Annotated in this window: 13 protein-coding genes; all 13 read right to left on the bottom strand. The window is 30.2% G+C overall.

Annotated elements, in window-relative coordinates; translation table 11 throughout:
* Positions 1 to 84: 84 nt before the first annotated feature.
* On the bottom strand, positions 85 to 1,035 hold the full coding sequence (gene whiA / locus FGL08_RS02110; protein WP_138209238.1) for a DNA-binding protein WhiA: 951 nt from the start codon (positions 1,033 to 1,035) through the stop codon (positions 85 to 87).
* Positions 1,036 to 1,062: 27 nt separating this feature from the next.
* A complete protein-coding gene (mgfK, locus tag FGL08_RS02105; RefSeq protein ID WP_138209237.1) occupies positions 1,063 to 2,385 on the bottom strand; it encodes a gluconeogenesis morphogenetic factor MgfK in 1,323 nt (440 codons plus the stop codon).
* Positions 2,382 to 3,266, bottom strand: a complete 885-nt coding sequence (rapZ, locus tag FGL08_RS02100; RefSeq protein WP_138209236.1) for an RNase adapter RapZ — start codon at positions 3,264 to 3,266, stop codon at positions 2,382 to 2,384. Before rapZ ends, mgfK begins: the two co-directional genes overlap by 4 nt.
* Positions 3,267 to 3,422: 156 nt before the next feature.
* A complete protein-coding gene (gene murB, locus FGL08_RS02095) occupies positions 3,423 to 4,340 on the bottom strand; it encodes a UDP-N-acetylmuramate dehydrogenase (protein ID WP_138209235.1) in 918 nt (305 codons plus the stop codon).
* A 24-nt stretch (positions 4,341 to 4,364) separates the two neighbouring features.
* A complete protein-coding gene (locus tag FGL08_RS02090) occupies positions 4,365 to 5,156 on the bottom strand; it encodes a phosphatase (protein WP_138209234.1) in 792 nt (263 codons plus the stop codon).
* A gap of 165 nt (positions 5,157 to 5,321) precedes the next feature.
* Positions 5,322 to 7,193, bottom strand: coding sequence for an excinuclease ABC subunit UvrC (gene uvrC / locus FGL08_RS02085; protein WP_138209233.1), 1,872 nt, complete (start codon positions 7,191 to 7,193; stop codon positions 5,322 to 5,324).
* Positions 7,194 to 7,218: 25 nt separating this feature from the next.
* Positions 7,219 to 7,842 (bottom strand): metal-dependent hydrolase, encoded by a 624-nt coding sequence (locus FGL08_RS02080; protein WP_138209232.1) that lies wholly within the window; start codon positions 7,840 to 7,842, stop codon positions 7,219 to 7,221.
* A 245-nt stretch (positions 7,843 to 8,087) separates the two neighbouring features.
* The gene (locus tag FGL08_RS02075) at positions 8,088 to 9,485 is read right to left on the bottom strand and encodes a peptidoglycan D,D-transpeptidase FtsI family protein (RefSeq protein WP_138209231.1); all 1,398 of its coding nucleotides are present in this window, start codon (positions 9,483 to 9,485) and stop codon (positions 8,088 to 8,090) included.
* A 2-nt stretch (positions 9,486 to 9,487) separates the two neighbouring features.
* The gene (locus FGL08_RS02070; RefSeq protein WP_138209230.1) at positions 9,488 to 10,759 is read right to left on the bottom strand and encodes an FtsW/RodA/SpoVE family cell cycle protein; all 1,272 of its coding nucleotides are present in this window, start codon (positions 10,757 to 10,759) and stop codon (positions 9,488 to 9,490) included.
* Positions 10,760 to 10,777: 18 nt separating this feature from the next.
* Positions 10,778 to 11,224, bottom strand: a complete 447-nt coding sequence (locus tag FGL08_RS02065) for an FHA domain-containing protein (protein ID WP_138209229.1) — start codon at positions 11,222 to 11,224, stop codon at positions 10,778 to 10,780.
* 116 nt (positions 11,225 to 11,340) lie between these two features.
* Entirely contained in the window at positions 11,341 to 14,163 is a 2,823-nt protein-coding gene (gene uvrA, locus FGL08_RS02060) for an excinuclease ABC subunit UvrA (RefSeq protein ID WP_138209228.1), read from the bottom strand.
* Positions 14,164 to 14,194: 31 nt separating this feature from the next.
* On the bottom strand, positions 14,195 to 16,165 hold the full coding sequence (uvrB, locus tag FGL08_RS02055) for an excinuclease ABC subunit UvrB (protein WP_415578659.1): 1,971 nt from the start codon (positions 16,163 to 16,165) through the stop codon (positions 14,195 to 14,197).
* Between the two features lie 76 nt (positions 16,166 to 16,241).
* Positions 16,242 to 17,543, bottom strand: a complete 1,302-nt coding sequence (locus tag FGL08_RS02050) for a PDZ domain-containing protein (protein WP_138209226.1) — start codon at positions 17,541 to 17,543, stop codon at positions 16,242 to 16,244.
* Between the last annotated feature and the right edge of the window lie 76 nt (positions 17,544 to 17,619).

The raw sequence follows: 17,619 nt of genomic DNA, 5'->3' as shown, positions 1-17,619 counted from the left end.
ATTTGCAACATTTAACCATATTTTACGCTATATATAAAAAAAGCTATGTTTTAGACATCAAAATCTAAAACATAGCTTTTTTTATTATTTATCTTTTTGTAGCTCACTAGCTATTTTTTCAATTCTACGTAACCTATGGTTTACCCCAGATTTCCCTACTGGTGGATCTAGCATCATTCCCAAGTCTTTTAAAGACTCATCTGGATATTTTATCCTAAGTTCTGCAACTTCTCTTAGATTTTGAGGTAATCTTTGTAATCCTATTTGACTTTCTATAAGCTTTATACTTTCTATTTGACGCACTGCAGCATTAACAGTTTTGCTTAAATTTGCAGTTTCACAATTTACAAGTCTATTTACATTATTTCTCATTTCTTTCATTATTCTAACATTTTCTAAATATAAAAGATTACTATGAGCCCCTATTATATTTAAAATATCTACTATTTGTTCACTTTCTTTTATGTATATTACAAAACTACTTTTTCTTTGAATTACTTTAGAATTTAATCCATAAGTGTTTATAACTTTGCTAAGTTCATTAGCGTATCCTTGGTTATGAGTCACAAATTCAAGATGATACGTTTTTTCTGGATTACTAATGCTTCCACCACCTAGGAAAGCTCCTCTAATATACGCTTTTCTAGTTAAGTCTGTATCTATTAACTCTTTTGGTATACTATAGTTTAAAGATAGTATATCATCCTCTTTATCAAGTATTTTTATATAACTTAAAAACTCTCTTAGATTCATGTCTTCTGTTATTATAACCATATATACATTATTCTTTTTTAATGAATTACTACGTCTAACTAGAAGCCTTGTATGAATTTGAAAATGTTCTTTCAAAATTTTAAATGTAAGTCTAGCTATAGCTGCATTTTCTGTAGTAACTTTAAAACTTACTTGCCTATTAGCTCCTATTGATATAGAGCCACTAACTTTCATTATGGCGGATACTAATGACCTTGCCTCTTCCTTTGAAATATCAGTTATTCTACAAACTTCACTTTTAACTTTTGCTGAAAATGACATGGCTCAACTCCTAACTTAATAATTTTATTATTTTTTTCTAAGCCGATTTAAAACATAGAAATATTCCATCATAGTTTTCCGGTCATAGCATAATTTCTTTTCCATTATAGTCTTTATTATAATACGACACATTCTTACAGTGTCATGCCTTATATATCCACCTTTTACTTTAACTAAATTTGCCTCTATGACTTTTATTTTAAGTTTCTCTATTTCTTCTTTATCTACCTTAACTAAGGTAGCACCTTTTTTCTTATACTTTTCTTCTAAATCATTATCAACTGTGCCTTTATTTACAATTGCATAATCTATTATACCCTTACCTGCATGATTATAAATAGCTTTTATATGATCTTTTACCGTATAATCATCAGTTTCACCTTTTTGTGTCATTAAGTTAGATACATATATTTTTATGGCAGAAGATTTATGTACCTCTTCTTTTATTTCTTTAACTAAAAGATTAGGAATTATACTAGTATATAGGCTTCCCGGACCAAATATTATGGCATCAGCATCCTTTATTGCTAAAACCGCCTCCCTTAATGCCCTTGCATCTCTAGGTTCTATAAAAACTCTTTCTATATTTGAATTTTGCTTTATGGCTTCTTTTGGTATGTTAGATTCCCCTTCAATTATATTTCCATTATTAAGTCTAGCTTTTAATGTTACATCTTTTAATGTCACAGGTAGAACCTTACCTGTAACCGCAAGAACAGAACTTACCTTTTGAACTGCTTCCATAAAATTCTCTGAAATTCCATCCATAGCAGCTAAAAATAAGTTTCCAAAGCTTTGCCCCTTCAGTCTACCATCAGTAAATCTATACTGTAATAATTCTTCCATTACTGGCTCAGTATGCGCTAAAGCTAATATACAATTTCTTATATCACCTGGTGGAAGCATTCCAAGGTCATCTCTTAAAACCCCAGAACCACCACCATCATCTGCAACTGTTACTATAGCTGTAATATTGGATGTAAATCTTTTAAGACCTCTTAGAAGATTCGATAGTCCTGTTCCTCCACCAATGACTACAACCTTAGGCCCCCTTACAAGAAACCTTTTTTCATATATCATATCTGCAATCTCTTTAGAATCAAATGTAACGTTATCGCATTCCCTATTTATAAAAGTTAAAACTGCATCCAAACCTTTTATAACAGAAAGAAATACACAGAATATACCAAAAGATATTATTCCCGTATACAAATATATATTATGCAAGTCTGTAAGTCCTATCATTATTGCTCTCGAAATTCCAAGAATTATGATGATAACTCCTATGATCCCTAAAAAGAGCCAACGTTTTATTCCTGTTTTTTCTTTTAGCCAAAACTTCAGCTTCATAGCTTTAATACTCCTCTATTAGCATCTTCATTTATATCTCTATGATCAATATTAGTCTTAAATCCCTTTTCACCTAGAAGCTCATAAATTCTATTTGTAATAGCCACAGATCTATGTCTTCCTCCTGTACATCCTATAGATACAATAAGTTGCCTTTTCCCTTCTTTTTTATAGTTTGGTATTAGGAACTGTAACATATCTACTAATTTCTCAACAAACTTATTTGTCTCTTCAAATTCAAATACATAATCCCTAACCTGAGAATCCAATCCTGAGTAAGGCTTTAAAGAATTTATATAAAAAGGATTTGGTAAAAATCTTACATCAAATACCAAGTCTGAATCTACTGGGATACCATATTTAAAACCGAAAGACAAAACCGTTACTATTATTTCTGTCTCTAGTTGTCCTTCTTCTTCATAAATTTGCGTTATTTTTTCCCTAAGTGCCCTTGTGGAAAGCTTTGTGGTATTTATGATATTATTAGCTTTATCTCTAACTTTTCTTAATTTTTCCCTTTCAGATGTTATACCTGTTAGTATTCTTCCATCTGGAGCCAAAGGATGCTTTCTTCTACTTTCCTTATATCGCTTTACTAAGATATCATCATTAGCTTCTAAAAATAATACTTCATAATTATATTCATTCTCTGTTAGGTAATTAAAACTTTCATATATATCTTCGAAAAATTCTCCTCCTCTAATATCTATAGCAAGAGCAATTTTTTGTACTTTAGCAGATCCTCTTCCACAAGCTTCTGCGAACTTAGGTATTAATGTAGGAGGTAAATTATCCACGCAGAAATATCCTAAATCTTCTAAAGCCCTCATGGCCTGTGTTTTTCCAGCTCCTGATAAACCACTAACTATTACAAAATTCATACTTATCCCCCCTAACATAGTGATATAAGCTACACTTAATATTGAAAGCTTATATTTTATCATAATTATATCATAGGAACACTTCTTTACAAGGTTTATAACAATATTTTTTATTACAAACTAATTAGAGGATAGTCCGCAGACTATCCTCTTTTTTTAATCTTCTCCAATAATTCTAACTTCAGTTTCAAGTTTCACATTAAACTTCTTATATACAGTATCTTGTACATGTTTAATCAACCCTAAAACGTCCTCAGCTGTAGCTTTACCGTTATTCACCACAAATCCTGAATGTTTTTCAGATACCTGCGCTTCTCCAATTTTAAATCCTTTTAAACCACAATCTTGGATTAACTTTCCTGCGAAGTATCCTTCCGGCCTTTTAAAAGTACTTCCTGCTGATGCTTTTTCTAAAGGTTGTTTTTCAACCCTTCTTCTTGTTAAATCATGGATAACTTCTTGAATTTCCTCATGGTTGCCTTTTTTAAGTTTAAAAGTGGCCTCTAATACTATATATCCCTTTTTAAGTACAACACTATTTCTATATGAGAAATCCATATCGTCTAACTTAAGTTCTTTAATCTCTAAATCATCATCTATGACTAGAACACTTTTAAGCACTTGACAAATTTCTCCACCATATGCCCCAGCATTCATAGCTACTGCACCACCAACACTACCTGGTATACCAGATGCAAACTCTAATCCAGTTAAATCATATTTTGCTGAATATAGAGATACATCAATTAACCCTGCACCTGATTGTGCTACTATGGCTTCATTTTCAATTAATTTTACCTCTTGTAACTTTGAAAGTTTTACTACTACTCCCCTTATGCCACCATCTTTAACGATGATATTAGAACCTTTACCTAAGATATAATAATACACATTTTCTCTTTTACAAAGTTTTAATATACTCACAAGTTCTTCATAGTTTTTTGGAGTTACAAGTATGTCAGCTTTTCCACCCAACTTAAAAGTTGTATGTTCTCTCATAGGTGCTTCAAATTGAATGTTATCATCGCTTAATATTTTATGAAGTTCACTTAAGAAACCATTCATTTGATACATCTTTTACTCCTTAAAATTAATTTTTTATATATTGCTTAAATATTTTTTGTCATTATAAGTATAAGTGTATTGTGTAGATTTATCAATACTTATATCTTTTAATTTTCCTTTTCCCTTTAAATATCTTATGATCTTATCTTCCTTAGTGTTAATGATTAGTTCATCTGGCATTTTTATAGCCTCTAATACTTTTCTTACCTCTTCAAAATCACCTATATGAGAACAAAAATGGGAATCCGTACCAGCTGCCATTCTAACTCCATAATCCTTACACAATTTGGCTATTTTGATACAATTAGGTGCACTTCCTGTTCTAGATCTTACAAAAGAACTATTATTAATTTCTATTAAAATATCTTTTTCTTTTGCCTTTTTTACTACCTCTTCCTCGTATATAGGATATGCTGGATTTCCTGTATGCCCTATAATATGAACATTAGGATTTTCCATAACATTTAAAAGAGCCCTTGTATTTTCTTCTTTAGTGCTTGGTTTTATACAACTTTGATGAAGACTTGCTATAACTAAATCTAAATTTTCTTGTACCCATTCTGATATATCAATATCTCCGTTACTATTCATTATATTAACTTCACAACCTCTTAATATGGTAACACCATCTATAACTCTAGGAAGTACCCTCATATTGCCAAAATAACTCTCATGTGGTGCACCTACTAATTTAGGTCCATGTTCTGTAGTAGCTAAAACTTTAATTCCTTTTTTAGCTGCTACTTTAATATTTTCCATTAATGTACTATATGCATGCCCACTTACAATACTGTGTGTATGCGTATCTACAACAAACTTTTTCATATATTTCCTCCAAATTTTATTATGGGTTCATCTTCTGTTAAGTGTTTACTGTCTAATTTTTGTAATTTAAAGTAACTAATAATTATTATTAACAATAAAATTATATATTAATTATATCACTTTATTTTTTATGTGCAATTATTGTGTTAGTTTGTAACCAAATATTTACTTTTTATTTGCACCATGAAAATATTCTATTATGCTTTCTGCCGCTGTTTTACTTATTGCCTTTGTATCCATAATTTCCTCTATTGAAGCTTTTTTTATATTTTCTACACTTCCAAACTTTTTTAAGAGCTCCATTCTTCTTTTTTGTCCTATATTAGGTATATTTTCTAGAATAGAATGAAGCGTTCTCTTATCTCTTAAGCTTCTATGATATGTTATGGCGAACCTATGAACTTCATCTTGTATTCTAGTTATTAAGTGCATAAGTTGTGAATTCTTCTTTATAAGTAGTTCTTCATTATTATATATAAGTCCTCTAGTTCTATGATTATCATCTTTAACCATACCACAAACAGGTATACTTACATTTAATTTATTTAAAACTTCTAAAGCTGCATTTATCTGGCCTTTTCCACCATCCATAAGTATCAAATCTGGAAAGACACTAAATTTACCTTCAGTAAAATTAATCTCTCTCTTTGTTATTTTTCTTATTTCATCTAGTCCGTGTGAAAATCTCCTGTATAAAACTTCTTTCATACTATCATAATCATTTGGGCCTTCTACAGTTTTTATTTTAAATCTCCTGTAATCACTATTTTTAGGTTTTCCCCTTTCAAAAACTACCATAGTTCCAACGGAATCCATTCCCATAAGATTAGATATATCATAGGCTTCTATTCTTTGAACCTTATTTTCTAGACCAAGCATATTTGCAAGCTCCTCTATGGCAATTCTCTCTAACTCTTTTTCTTCCAATATCTTTTGTTTAAATGTTTGGAGGGTAAGCTTAGCGTTATTTTCTACTAAATCTAAGATTTTTCTCTTTTCACCTATCTGTGGTATCTTTATAACAACTTTATTTTGAGATTTTAAGCTAAGCCATTCCGAAGTTAGTTCTTGTTCCTCCATAAATGGTACATATATAGTTTTAGGTATAAAAGCCGTTCCACTATAAAATGACTTTATAAAATCTCTTATAACTTCTCCATTAGGTATATCTGACGTATTTTCTAAGGTGAAATTTTCCCTTCCCGTGATTTTTCCATCTCTTAGGAAAAATATCTGAACACAAGTATCCTTTTCATCCTTATACAAGTTTATATAGTCTTCATTATTAAAATTATTAATAACAATTTTTTGTTTTTCTATTATTACCTCTATAGCTTTAATCTTATCTCTTAACAAAGCAGCTCTCTCAAAATTTAATTCTTCAGATGCCCTTTCCATTTCGGCCTTTAAGGAATTTATTATAGTCTTATCTTTACCAGTTAAAATATCTATTATGTGAGATATTAACCTGCCATATTCTTCTTTATTTACATAAGCTGCACAAGGTGCATTACATTTACCTATATGATAATTTAGACAAGGTTTTACAGTCTTTCCTCCTTCTTTTATAGAGAGTTTGCAAGTCCTTATAGGAAAAATTTTCTTTATAAGATCAATTACTTGGTATACTGACCCTGAGTCAGGATAAGGTCCAAAATATTTAGAACCATCATTTACATAATTTCGTGTTACAAAAACTCTTGGAAAATCCTCTTTTATAGTTATTTTAATAAAGGGATAATACTTATCATCTTTTAAAAGTATATTATATCTAGGACTATACTTTTTAATTAAATTACATTCCAATATTAGAGCTTCCATCTCAGAATCTGTTATTATATACTCAAATTCAGTAATATTTTTTACCATTACTTTTACTTTTTCTGAATGATTTTTAGATTTCTGAAAATATTGCCTTACTCTATTTTTAAGGACTTTCGCCTTTCCTACGTAAATTACTTCTCCTAACCTATTTTTCATTAAATAAACTCCTGGCTTATCAGGAAGATTTTTTAGATGGTACTCAAAATCAAACACCCTTTATCACCTCTTTTATTTAATATTACCTAAATTTTATAGGTAACACCTCCCAAGGCATTAACGCATATACGATATATAAAAGTGCTATACTACTTATTATGCTCTCAATTATTCTTCCTACCTTAGAATTTACAGCATAACTTATAGGAAATTTAACCTTTGTTCTACTTACAGGATAAAACAGGGGAATTCCTGCTTTAGTAAACATATCACAAAGCAAATGTCCCCCATATCCAATTACTATATAAAAAGTTAAATAGGGTCTTGATAATTTCCCCTCTAGCATACTTGCTACGAGACTAAATATTAAAAACCCTAAAAAACTGTGAGAAAATCCATTTCTATGTGAATTTAATGCTATAGCTATAAAAGAAAATCCTACAGCTTTAATAGCTAAATCCTTCAGATATATATAATCTATCCATAATATAATAATACCTATGCAAGCATAGAAAGTTCTTTTAGTACTTTCATTCTTTATAGGAAGTATGTACTTATTTAATATACTTTTAGGATGATCTATATCTGGTAATAATGCAGATATTACTGTTATTATTAGACCTATTACTTCAAATTTCCCGGGAAATTTACTACAAAAAAATACATAACTTGCTGCTCCTATAGTAGCATGAGTTTTTCCTTGCATATTCAACTCCTTTTGCAAAGTGAATTTTAATCTTTCATCATTATATCACAACTTTAGACATTTTATAAGTTTAAACACAACATATGTTCGAATTTAAAAACTTATTAATTAATATATATTTCATAAAATACATATATAAATAAAAATAAAAGTACTATTTTATTTAGAATCTATATTAATTCTTAAATAAATTTAGTACTTTATTTTTTATAAAATAATTATTAAATTACATGTATATAATTTTGCTATCTTTGAAGATAAGTTCTTACAAGTTCCTTTGAAATTGAAGCAGCAACAGTTCCACCCGTACCACCTTCTTCAACTAAAACAGCAAAAGCTATTTTAGGTTTATCATAAGGTGCAAAACCCATGAACCAAGAATGTGATTCTGCATTTTCTAAATGCTCTGCTGTACCAGTTTTACCACATACCTCAATACCTCCTAATGCTGCTCTTTTTCCTGTTCCTTGCTTTACAACATCTCTCATATAAGTTTTTATTAATTTAGCATTTGAACCCGAAATAGGTTCTCCTAATATCTCACTCTTATACGATTTAATATTTTTATTTGAATCTGTAACTACTTCCTTTACCATAACAGGTTTCATATACTTACCTTCATTAGCTATAGTTTGTGCAACTAAAGCCATTTCTATAGGTGTTGTAAGTACACTACTTTGTCCTATTGCACTTTGAGCTATATCTCCCTTGTTTTTAAGTTCAGGAAATTTACTGTTTTCTATTACTAAACCTTCTGCTGGTATATTTTTATTAAAAAAGAACTTTTCTGAACTGCCTTTTAGTTTAGCATTTCCTAAATCCATACCTAATTGTCCAAACACTACATTACTAGATTTTTCAAAAGCCTTTCTAAGATCAACACCACCTAAAACTGCACCCTTATAGTTACTTATAGAATACTTATCATTAAATCTTAAAACTCCATTATCTTGAAAAACTTTATTTTGAATTCCTGATATATTTTCCAGAGCACTAGCTGCTGTTATTACTTTAAATATAGATCCAGGAGGATATAATCCCGCTGTAGATCTATTTAGGAGTGGTCTATTTTTATCTGAGTTAAGAGTTTTCCATTGACTCTTTAGATTATTAGGATCATATGAAGGTTTGGATACTATTGCAAGTACCTCACCTGTAGATGGGTCTAAAGCAACTACAGATCCTTTTCTGTCTCCTAACAGTTCACTAGCCTTTTTTTGAAGCTCAAAATCTAAGGTTGTAACTAAGTTATATCCTCTTTTTACCCCAGCTTTATTCATGGGATTAAATTTTCCATCTATTTTCCCCATAAGTTCTTTATCATATATTTTTTGAAGACCTGTTAGACCATATGAACTATCCATATATCCTAAAGCATGGGCAAAAGCCTCACCACCCAAGTAGTTTAGTGTCTGAGTCTCATTCTTAACACCATTACTTTTTACTAAAACTTTTTTATTTCTATCTAATATACTACCTCTCTCTGTAGCATTTCTTTCATACCATAGTCTATTATTTAATTCACTTGTTTCGATTTTCTCACCATTAACTACATAAATGTACATTATATACGAAATTAGTATGATAAATAATAATAAAAATATAACTAAAACCTTTTTTATATTATGTGATATATCTTTCATATTTACCTACCCTCTTCTGAAATTTTCTGAAGAATACCCAATGCAAAAAATACTATTACCATAGAAGTTCCGCCATAACTTACAAATGGTAAGGTTATACCTGTAAGGGGAATCGCCCCAGTAACTCCACCTATAATGACTAAAACTTGTGATGCAATCATAGTGCTATAACCCACGGCTAGTAACTTTGAAAAATCATCATCTGTATTTATAGCCGCTCTCATACATCTATAAAATAGTAAGAAATATAATAACATAATGGCTATGCCAGTTATTATCCCCATTTCTTCACATATAGCGGCAAAAATAAAATCAGAAGTTACTACAGGTATTATTTTAGGTTGCCCTAATCCTAATCCTGATCCAAAAAATCCACCAGATACAATTGCTATTAAAGATTGCACAAGCTGATACCCTTCTTTATTCCCATACTTCCAAGGATTTTCCCATATGTTCACTCTTACTCTTACGTGTCCAAAAATCTGATAACTTATAATTCCGCCTAAAATAAATAAGAAAAAGCATACTATCACGTATTTAGTTTTAGAGGTTCCTATGTATAGCATGGTTATAGAAATACCAAAGAAGATTAAAGCAGAGCCTAAGTCTTTTTGAAGAACCATAAATCCTAAGGATAGCATTACCACTATTGCTGGTTCTAATAATATCTTTATACTTTGAATAGATTTTTCCATGGAATTTTTTTTAGTTAAATTATGTTTCTCTATAAATTCACTCATTTTATGTTCATAATCTTTTAAAGCTGCCGATAGGTATGCAACTAAAGCTAATTTCCCAAACTCTGAAGGTTGAAAACCAAATCCTCCAATTTTCACCCAGTTCTTAGAGCCAAACTTTTCTTTTCCAAATAAAGTACCTAGAGCCATAAAAGCTATTGTAACAATCATATAAAAATATTTATACTTAGAAAACCTTTTTAAGTCTGGCAATAAAACTACTATGAATATAAATAAACATATACCTACAGTAAACCACATTACCTGTTTAATAGACTCTAGTTTATTTAATCTATATAACATAACAATCCCTATTACAGATAATATATTAGCAAATATAAGTATATATTTATCTCCTTCTGGGAAAAACTTTCTTATAATAAAATGGGAATAGGCTAGTAATACACAGAGAATTCCAGCCATAGCCATAGCTCCCTTGTCAAATGTGCTTTGAATAAGAGCTAAATTAAAAAAACAAATAATTGTAAATAAATAGGTAAACTTTAATAATATCTTTTCTCTTTTATACGTATTCATTTTATTTCCTCCTAATAATTAGGATATCACTTTAAAAATTGCACTTCCAATTTTTATTTGGTCTCCGGCTTTCAAAAATCTCTCTTTTTCTAGCTTCTGATCATTTATATACGTTCCATTAGTGCTGTTTAAGTCTGATATTATATAAGAATTATTGCTAAAATATACTTTAGCATGATAAGAAGAAACGTAGGATTCATTTAAAACCAATAAGTTATCTGGCTTTCTACCTATTGTTAATTCACTTTGAACAGGAATTACTGAGCCTGGTCTTAAATTAATATTTCCACCCGAATTTATAACTTCCAATCCGAAAGACTTTTTTCTCTTCGACGATAACTGTTTTTTTCTTGTATTTGGGTTTTTAATATCTCTATACATTATTATAAGTGCTAAAAATATTATTATATATATTACGGCTATAATTACAAATTTAAATATTACACTTAAATTTTCTAACCCCATATGAACTCACTCCTCTTTTTATGATTTCAAAGTCCACTTTCCTATCATCTAATCTTATAATTACTAATTAAAGACTAGCAAAATTAATGCTAGTCTTTAATTAGTGCATAGTATCATTATAGCATTTTTTTTAAGTATTGTCCTGTGTAGGAATTACTATTTTTACATATTTCCTCAGGTGTACCACTACAAATAATATTACCGCCCTTATCTCCACCTTCTGGACCTAAATCTATTATGTGATCGGCACACTTTATAACATCTAAATTATGTTCTATAACGACAATACTATTTCCACCTTCTACAAGCCTTTGTAAAATTTTTATTAACCTATTCACATCATCAATGTGAAGCCCCGTAGTAGGTTCATCTAAAATATATAATGTTCTTCCTGTACTTCTTTTAGAAAGCTCGTAGGCAAGTTTTATTCTTTGAGCTTCTCCTCCTGATAATTGAGTGGATGGTTGACCTAATCTAACATATCCCAATCCAACATCCAATAAGGTTTGAAGTTTATTTTTTATTCTTGGTATATTTTCGAAGAATTCAACAGCTTCCTCAACAGTCATATTCAAAATTTCATCAATATTTTTACCCTTATATTTTACTTCTAAGGTTTCTCTATTATATCTTTTTCCCTTGCAAACTTCACATGGAACATAAACATCAGATAAAAACTGCATTTCTATTTTTATTATTCCATCTCCATGACATGCTTCACATCTTCCACCCTTTACATTAAAACTAAATCGACCTGGTTTATATCCACGCATTTTAGCCTCTGCTGTAGTAGAAAATACTTCTCTTATAACATCAAAAACTCCTGTATATGTAGCAGGATTAGATCTCGGAGTTCTACCTATAGGCCCTTGATCTATATTTATAATTTTATCTATGTTCTCTACACCTAAAATTTCTTTATGCTTACCAGGAATATTTTTAGAAGAATTAAGCTTCTTTGAAAGCCCCTTGTAAAGTATTTCATTTACAAGCGTACTCTTTCCAGAGCCAGATACTCCTGTCACACAAGTAAACAACCCTAACGGAAACTCCGTACTTACATTTTTAAGATTGTTTTCCTTTGCACCTATGATTTTAATACTTCTTTCTCCTTTTTCTCTTCTCACTTGCGGTATAGAAATAAATCTTTCACCTCTTAGGTACTTGCCCGTAATGGACTCTTCAGATTTTTTTATCTCCTCCATAGTACCAACAGCAACTATTTGCCCCCCATGCTCTCCTGCTTTTGGTCCTATATCCACTATATAATCAGCTTCTCTCATAGTATCTTCATCATGTTCTACTACTATTAAGGTATTGCCAATATCTCTTAAATGTTTTAAAGTAGCTATAAGCCTATCGTTATCTCTCTGGTGAAGTCCTATACTAGGTTCATCTAATATATAAAGTACTCCAACTAAACTAGAGCCAATTTGAGTTGCAAGTCTTATTCTCTGAGCTTCTCCACCAGATAATGTCCCTGCCGCTCTTGCAAGGTCTAAATAATCAAGTCCTACATCTATTAAGAATTTAAGTCTATTGTTGATCTCTTTTAAAACCTGAGTACCTATAATTTTATCTTTCTTACTTAATTCTAATGTACTTAAAAATTGTATCTCTTCCTTAATAGATAGTCTAGAAAACTCATATATATTTTTATTTCCTACTGTAATAGATAATGCATCTGGATTAAGTCTTGCTCCTTTACATTTTACACAAGAACTGTCCTTCATAAACTCCTCAATTTCTTTTTTTATATAGTCAGAGTTAGTTTCTAAATATCTTCTCTTTAAACTAGGTATTATACCTTCATAATTATGACTATAAACTCTATAATTCATATCCTTAACATATTCAACTTTAATGCGTTCTCCATTCATACCGTATAAAAGTACATTTAAAGCTTCTTCAGAAAACTCTTTAATTGGAGTTTTAAGTGAAAATTTATATTTTTCACTTAGAGCTTTTAAAACTGAATATCTCCATGAATCTTCTTTGAGACTTCCTTCACCAAAACAAGCTATACCTCCATCTAATATACTTTTATCTTTATCTGGTATAATTAGATCTTCATCTATTTCCATAAGTGTACCAAGTCCATCACAGTGATCACACTTACCAAATGGTGAATTAAAAGAAAATAATCTAGATGTTATTTCACCTATACTGATGCCGCATTCAGCACATGAAAAACTTTCACTGAATAATATGTCTTCTTTATCAATAATATTTATAATAACAAGTCCTTCTGAAAGTTTTAATGCTATTTCTATTGAGTCTGTTAGCCTACTTTCTATTCCTTCTTTAATTATTATTCTATCTATTATTATTTCGATATTATGCTTTTTATTCTTTTCTAAGTTAATTTCACTTTCCGTAAGATCGTAAAGTTCTCCGTCTATCCTAGCTCTTACGTAACCATTCTTTTTTATATTTTCTAAAATCTTTTTATGTTCTCCCTTTCGTCCTCTTATTACAGGAGCTAAAACTTGGATTTTAGTTCTTTCTTCAAGTTGTAGAACTTTATCTACCATAGTATCTATACTTTGATTTGTTATTTCTTTTCCACATTTAGGACAATGTGGTTTCCCTATTTTTGCATATAAAAGTCTTAAATAGTCGTAAATTTCTGTTACCGTACCTACAGTAGAACGTGGATTTCTACTAGTAGTTTTTTGATCTATGGATATAGCTGGAGAAAGTCCCTCTATATATTCCACATCTGGTTTATTCATTTGACCTAAAAATTGTCTTGCATAGGCAGATAATGATTCTACATATCTCCTTTGACCTTCTGCATATATAGTATCAAAAGCCAAAGAAGATTTCCCTGAGCCTGAGAGACCTGTAAATACAACTAATTTATCTCTAGGTATTTCTAAATCAACATTCTTTAAATTATGAACCTTTGCACCCTTAACTATTATCTTATCTTTCATGTTTTTCCCCTCCTTAACTAAAAGGAATATATTAAATTCTTTCTTTCAAAGAAGATATGATATCTCTTAATTCTGCTGCCCTTTCGAATTCCAAAGCCTTTGCAGATTCTTTCATTTCTTTTTCATACTTTTTAATTAAAGTTAGTATCTCATCTCTACTTGCTTCCATTCCTTCTGATACTATATTGTTATCTTCCTTTTCATCTACCTTAGTTGTGGCTTCTATTATTCCCCTTATTTCTTTATAAGTTGTTTGTGGTATTATGCCATGCTCTTCGTTATATTCCATCTGAATTTGTCTTCTTCTATTCGTTTCCCTTATGGCACTTTCCATTGCTTTTGTCATATTATCTCCATACATTATAACTTTACTTTCAGAATTTCTAGCAGCCCTACCTATAGTCTGAATTAGGGAAGTTTCAGATCTTAAGAACCCCTCTTTATCTGCATCTAAAATAGCCACCAAAGCTACCTCTGGAATATCCAACCCTTCCCTAAGAAGATTAATTCCTACAAGAACATCATACTTACCTAATCTTAAATCCTTTATTATTTTCATTCTATCTATGGTCTTAACCTCTGAATGAAGATATGTAGTCTTGATACCCATTTCCTTAAAATACTTTGTAAGATCTTCTGCCATTTTCTTAGTTAATGTAGTAATCAATATTCTATGACCTTTTTCTATGGTTTCTTTTATAGTGGAATAAAGATCATCGATCTGACCTTCTGTTTTCTTAACTATAATTTCTGGATCCAACAATCCAGTAGGTCTAATAACTTGTTGAGCTGTATTTATAGAATGATCTTTTTCATATTGTGCTGGAGTAGCACTTACAAACACAGTTTGATTTAATCTACTTTCAAATTCTGCAAACTTTAAAGGCCTATTATCATAAGCACAAGGAAGTCTAAAACCATATTCCACAAGATTCTGCTTTCTTGAGTAATCTCCACCATACATAGCTTTTACTTGTGGAAGTGTAACGTGACTTTCATCTATAAAAAGTAAGTAATCATCTGGGAAATAGTCTAATAGAGTATTTGGAGGGGTTCCTGGTGCCCTACCATCTAAAACTCTTGAGTAATTTTCTATACCACTACAGTACCCCATTTCCCTTATCATTTCTATATCAAAATTAGTTCTTTGTCTTAATCTTTGAGCCTCTAATGCCTTTCCTTCATCTATAAGTTGTTTTAATCTCTCTTCAAGTTCTAATTCTATAACTTTTATTGCTTTTTGTAACTTTTCTTCAGATGTAGCAAAGTGAGATGCAGGGAATATTAATATATGCTTTGTTTTTCCTAATATTTCACCTGTAAGCACATCAAATTCGCATATTCTTTCTATTTCATCTCCAAAAAACTCAATTCTTATACCTTTATTAGTAGAAGAAGCAGGAAATATATCAAGTACATCTCCTCTTACCCTAAAAGTTCCTCTAACAAAATTAATGTCATTTCTCTCATATTGAATACTTACAAGTTGCTTCATTATTTCACTTCTGTCTTTCTCCATTCCTTCTCTTAAAGAAACTGTGAGCTTCTTGTATTCTTCTGGATTACCTAATCCATAAATACATGAAACAGATGCTACAACTATAACATCTTTTCTTTCAAGTAGTGCAGCTGTGGCTGAGTGTCTTAACTTATCTATCTCATCATTTATAGATGCATCCTTTTCTATAAAGGTATCAGTCTGTGGCACATAGGCCTCTGGCTGATAATAATCATAATAAGATACAAAATACTCAACGCAATTCTCTGGAAAAAATTCTCTAAACTCGGAACACAATTGTGCTGCTAATGTCTTATTGTGTGCTAAAATCAGAGTAGGTTTTTGAACCCTTTCTATAATATTAGCCATGGTAAAAGTTTTACCTGAACCAGTTACTCCAAGTAAAGTTTGAAAGTCATCTCCCCTTATTATTCCTTTTGATATAGAGTCTATGGCTTCCGGTTGATCACCTTTAGGTTTAAATTTAGAGTGAATTTTAAACATATAAATTAGCCTCCATTGAACAAACGTTCGTCATACTAATATTTTATGTGTTTATTATTGCTATGTCAAGGTAAGTTTATTTTTCATTACTATTCTTTATTTTATCTAAAATATCTTTAAAGTTATTCGTCCCTTTGCCTCTGTATCTTATAAACTTTTCATTATCTTGTATGCTTTTAGGAACAAAAACTACACCAAGTCTTTTATCTACGTTCATTCTATTATAATAAACTTCTTTAATTTCCCCTGTACTTTTTTTTATTTTAAGCCATAAGAAATTTTCAATCTCTTTTACACTCTCCAGAATATCTTTTTCGCTATCTATGATTTTATTATTTACTTCTATTAATAAATCTCCACTTTTGATTCCCATTTCTTCTGCAGGTGAATTTGGTGCAACTTCTAGAATCATAATCCCCTCTTCTGTACTGGTATATTTAGCTTCTCCTTTTATCTCTAAATATGTATCTAAAAATAACATTCCTTCATGAGCTATAGGAGCAAAAATTATCACTACTATTTTGCCTAGATAACCAAAATCTCCAATTCCAGCTACTAATGCTAATATTATTCCATATCCTAATATAAGTAATCCTGATACTAAACTTTTTTTTCTTTTACTCTTAGTAAAAGTTATACTATTATATCCAACTACTGCATATAAAGGCATAAACATTATTATAGAAGATTTTAATATATTTTCAGTAATCCCTCCATTTATAATAGGCCACCATTGTGGAGTTGCAACTTGCTCCCCACCTGCTATTCCTAAGTTTTGGTTTAAAACTATGAACATAATAGATATAGGTACTGACCAATATCTATTAAGTGCAAAGCCTCCCATAATCTTATTTTCTTTATTAGCAAATACAGGAATAGCCCCCTTACTTCCATCAATAATCACTAAAAAACCTTCCACTATGTGCATAACACCTATTAATGTCATTAAAGATACTATATTTATATCAAAGCTTACAGGTATATTTAAATTAAATTGTTTTTTAATAAAATTAATAACTAATATCAAGGCTCCCAGCAAAGCCCCTGAATATGAAAAACATATATATCTAGGACTAATTGTCATTAGAATTATAGATATGAAAAACAACATGTATATTATAGAATTATTCGGAAATGCAACACCTAAATAACTTAAAAGTAAACTACCTATAATTCCACCAAAAAGGCCTATAACTATTTGAGACATAGTAAGCTCCAAAGGGGAATTAATCACTTTACCTATAACCATTTTTTGCATAATTGCTGTTCTTTTATTTTTTTTATAAAATCCTATACCCAAAAATGATAATAGAATTAAAAAAATTGGATCTGTTATGGAATATGCTATACCTTGTATAGTATAAAATGCTATTTTCATGAAGTTCCTCCCTATATGGAATAATGTTTAATATACAATAATTAAGTATCTACTAATCATAGCAGATACTTAATTT

It is taken from the genome of Hathewaya histolytica (assembly GCF_901482605.1).
In the GTDB taxonomy this organism is placed as follows: domain Bacteria; phylum Bacillota; class Clostridia; order Clostridiales; family Clostridiaceae; genus Hathewaya; species Hathewaya histolytica.
This window is presented reverse-complemented; position numbering and strand designations above follow the sequence as displayed.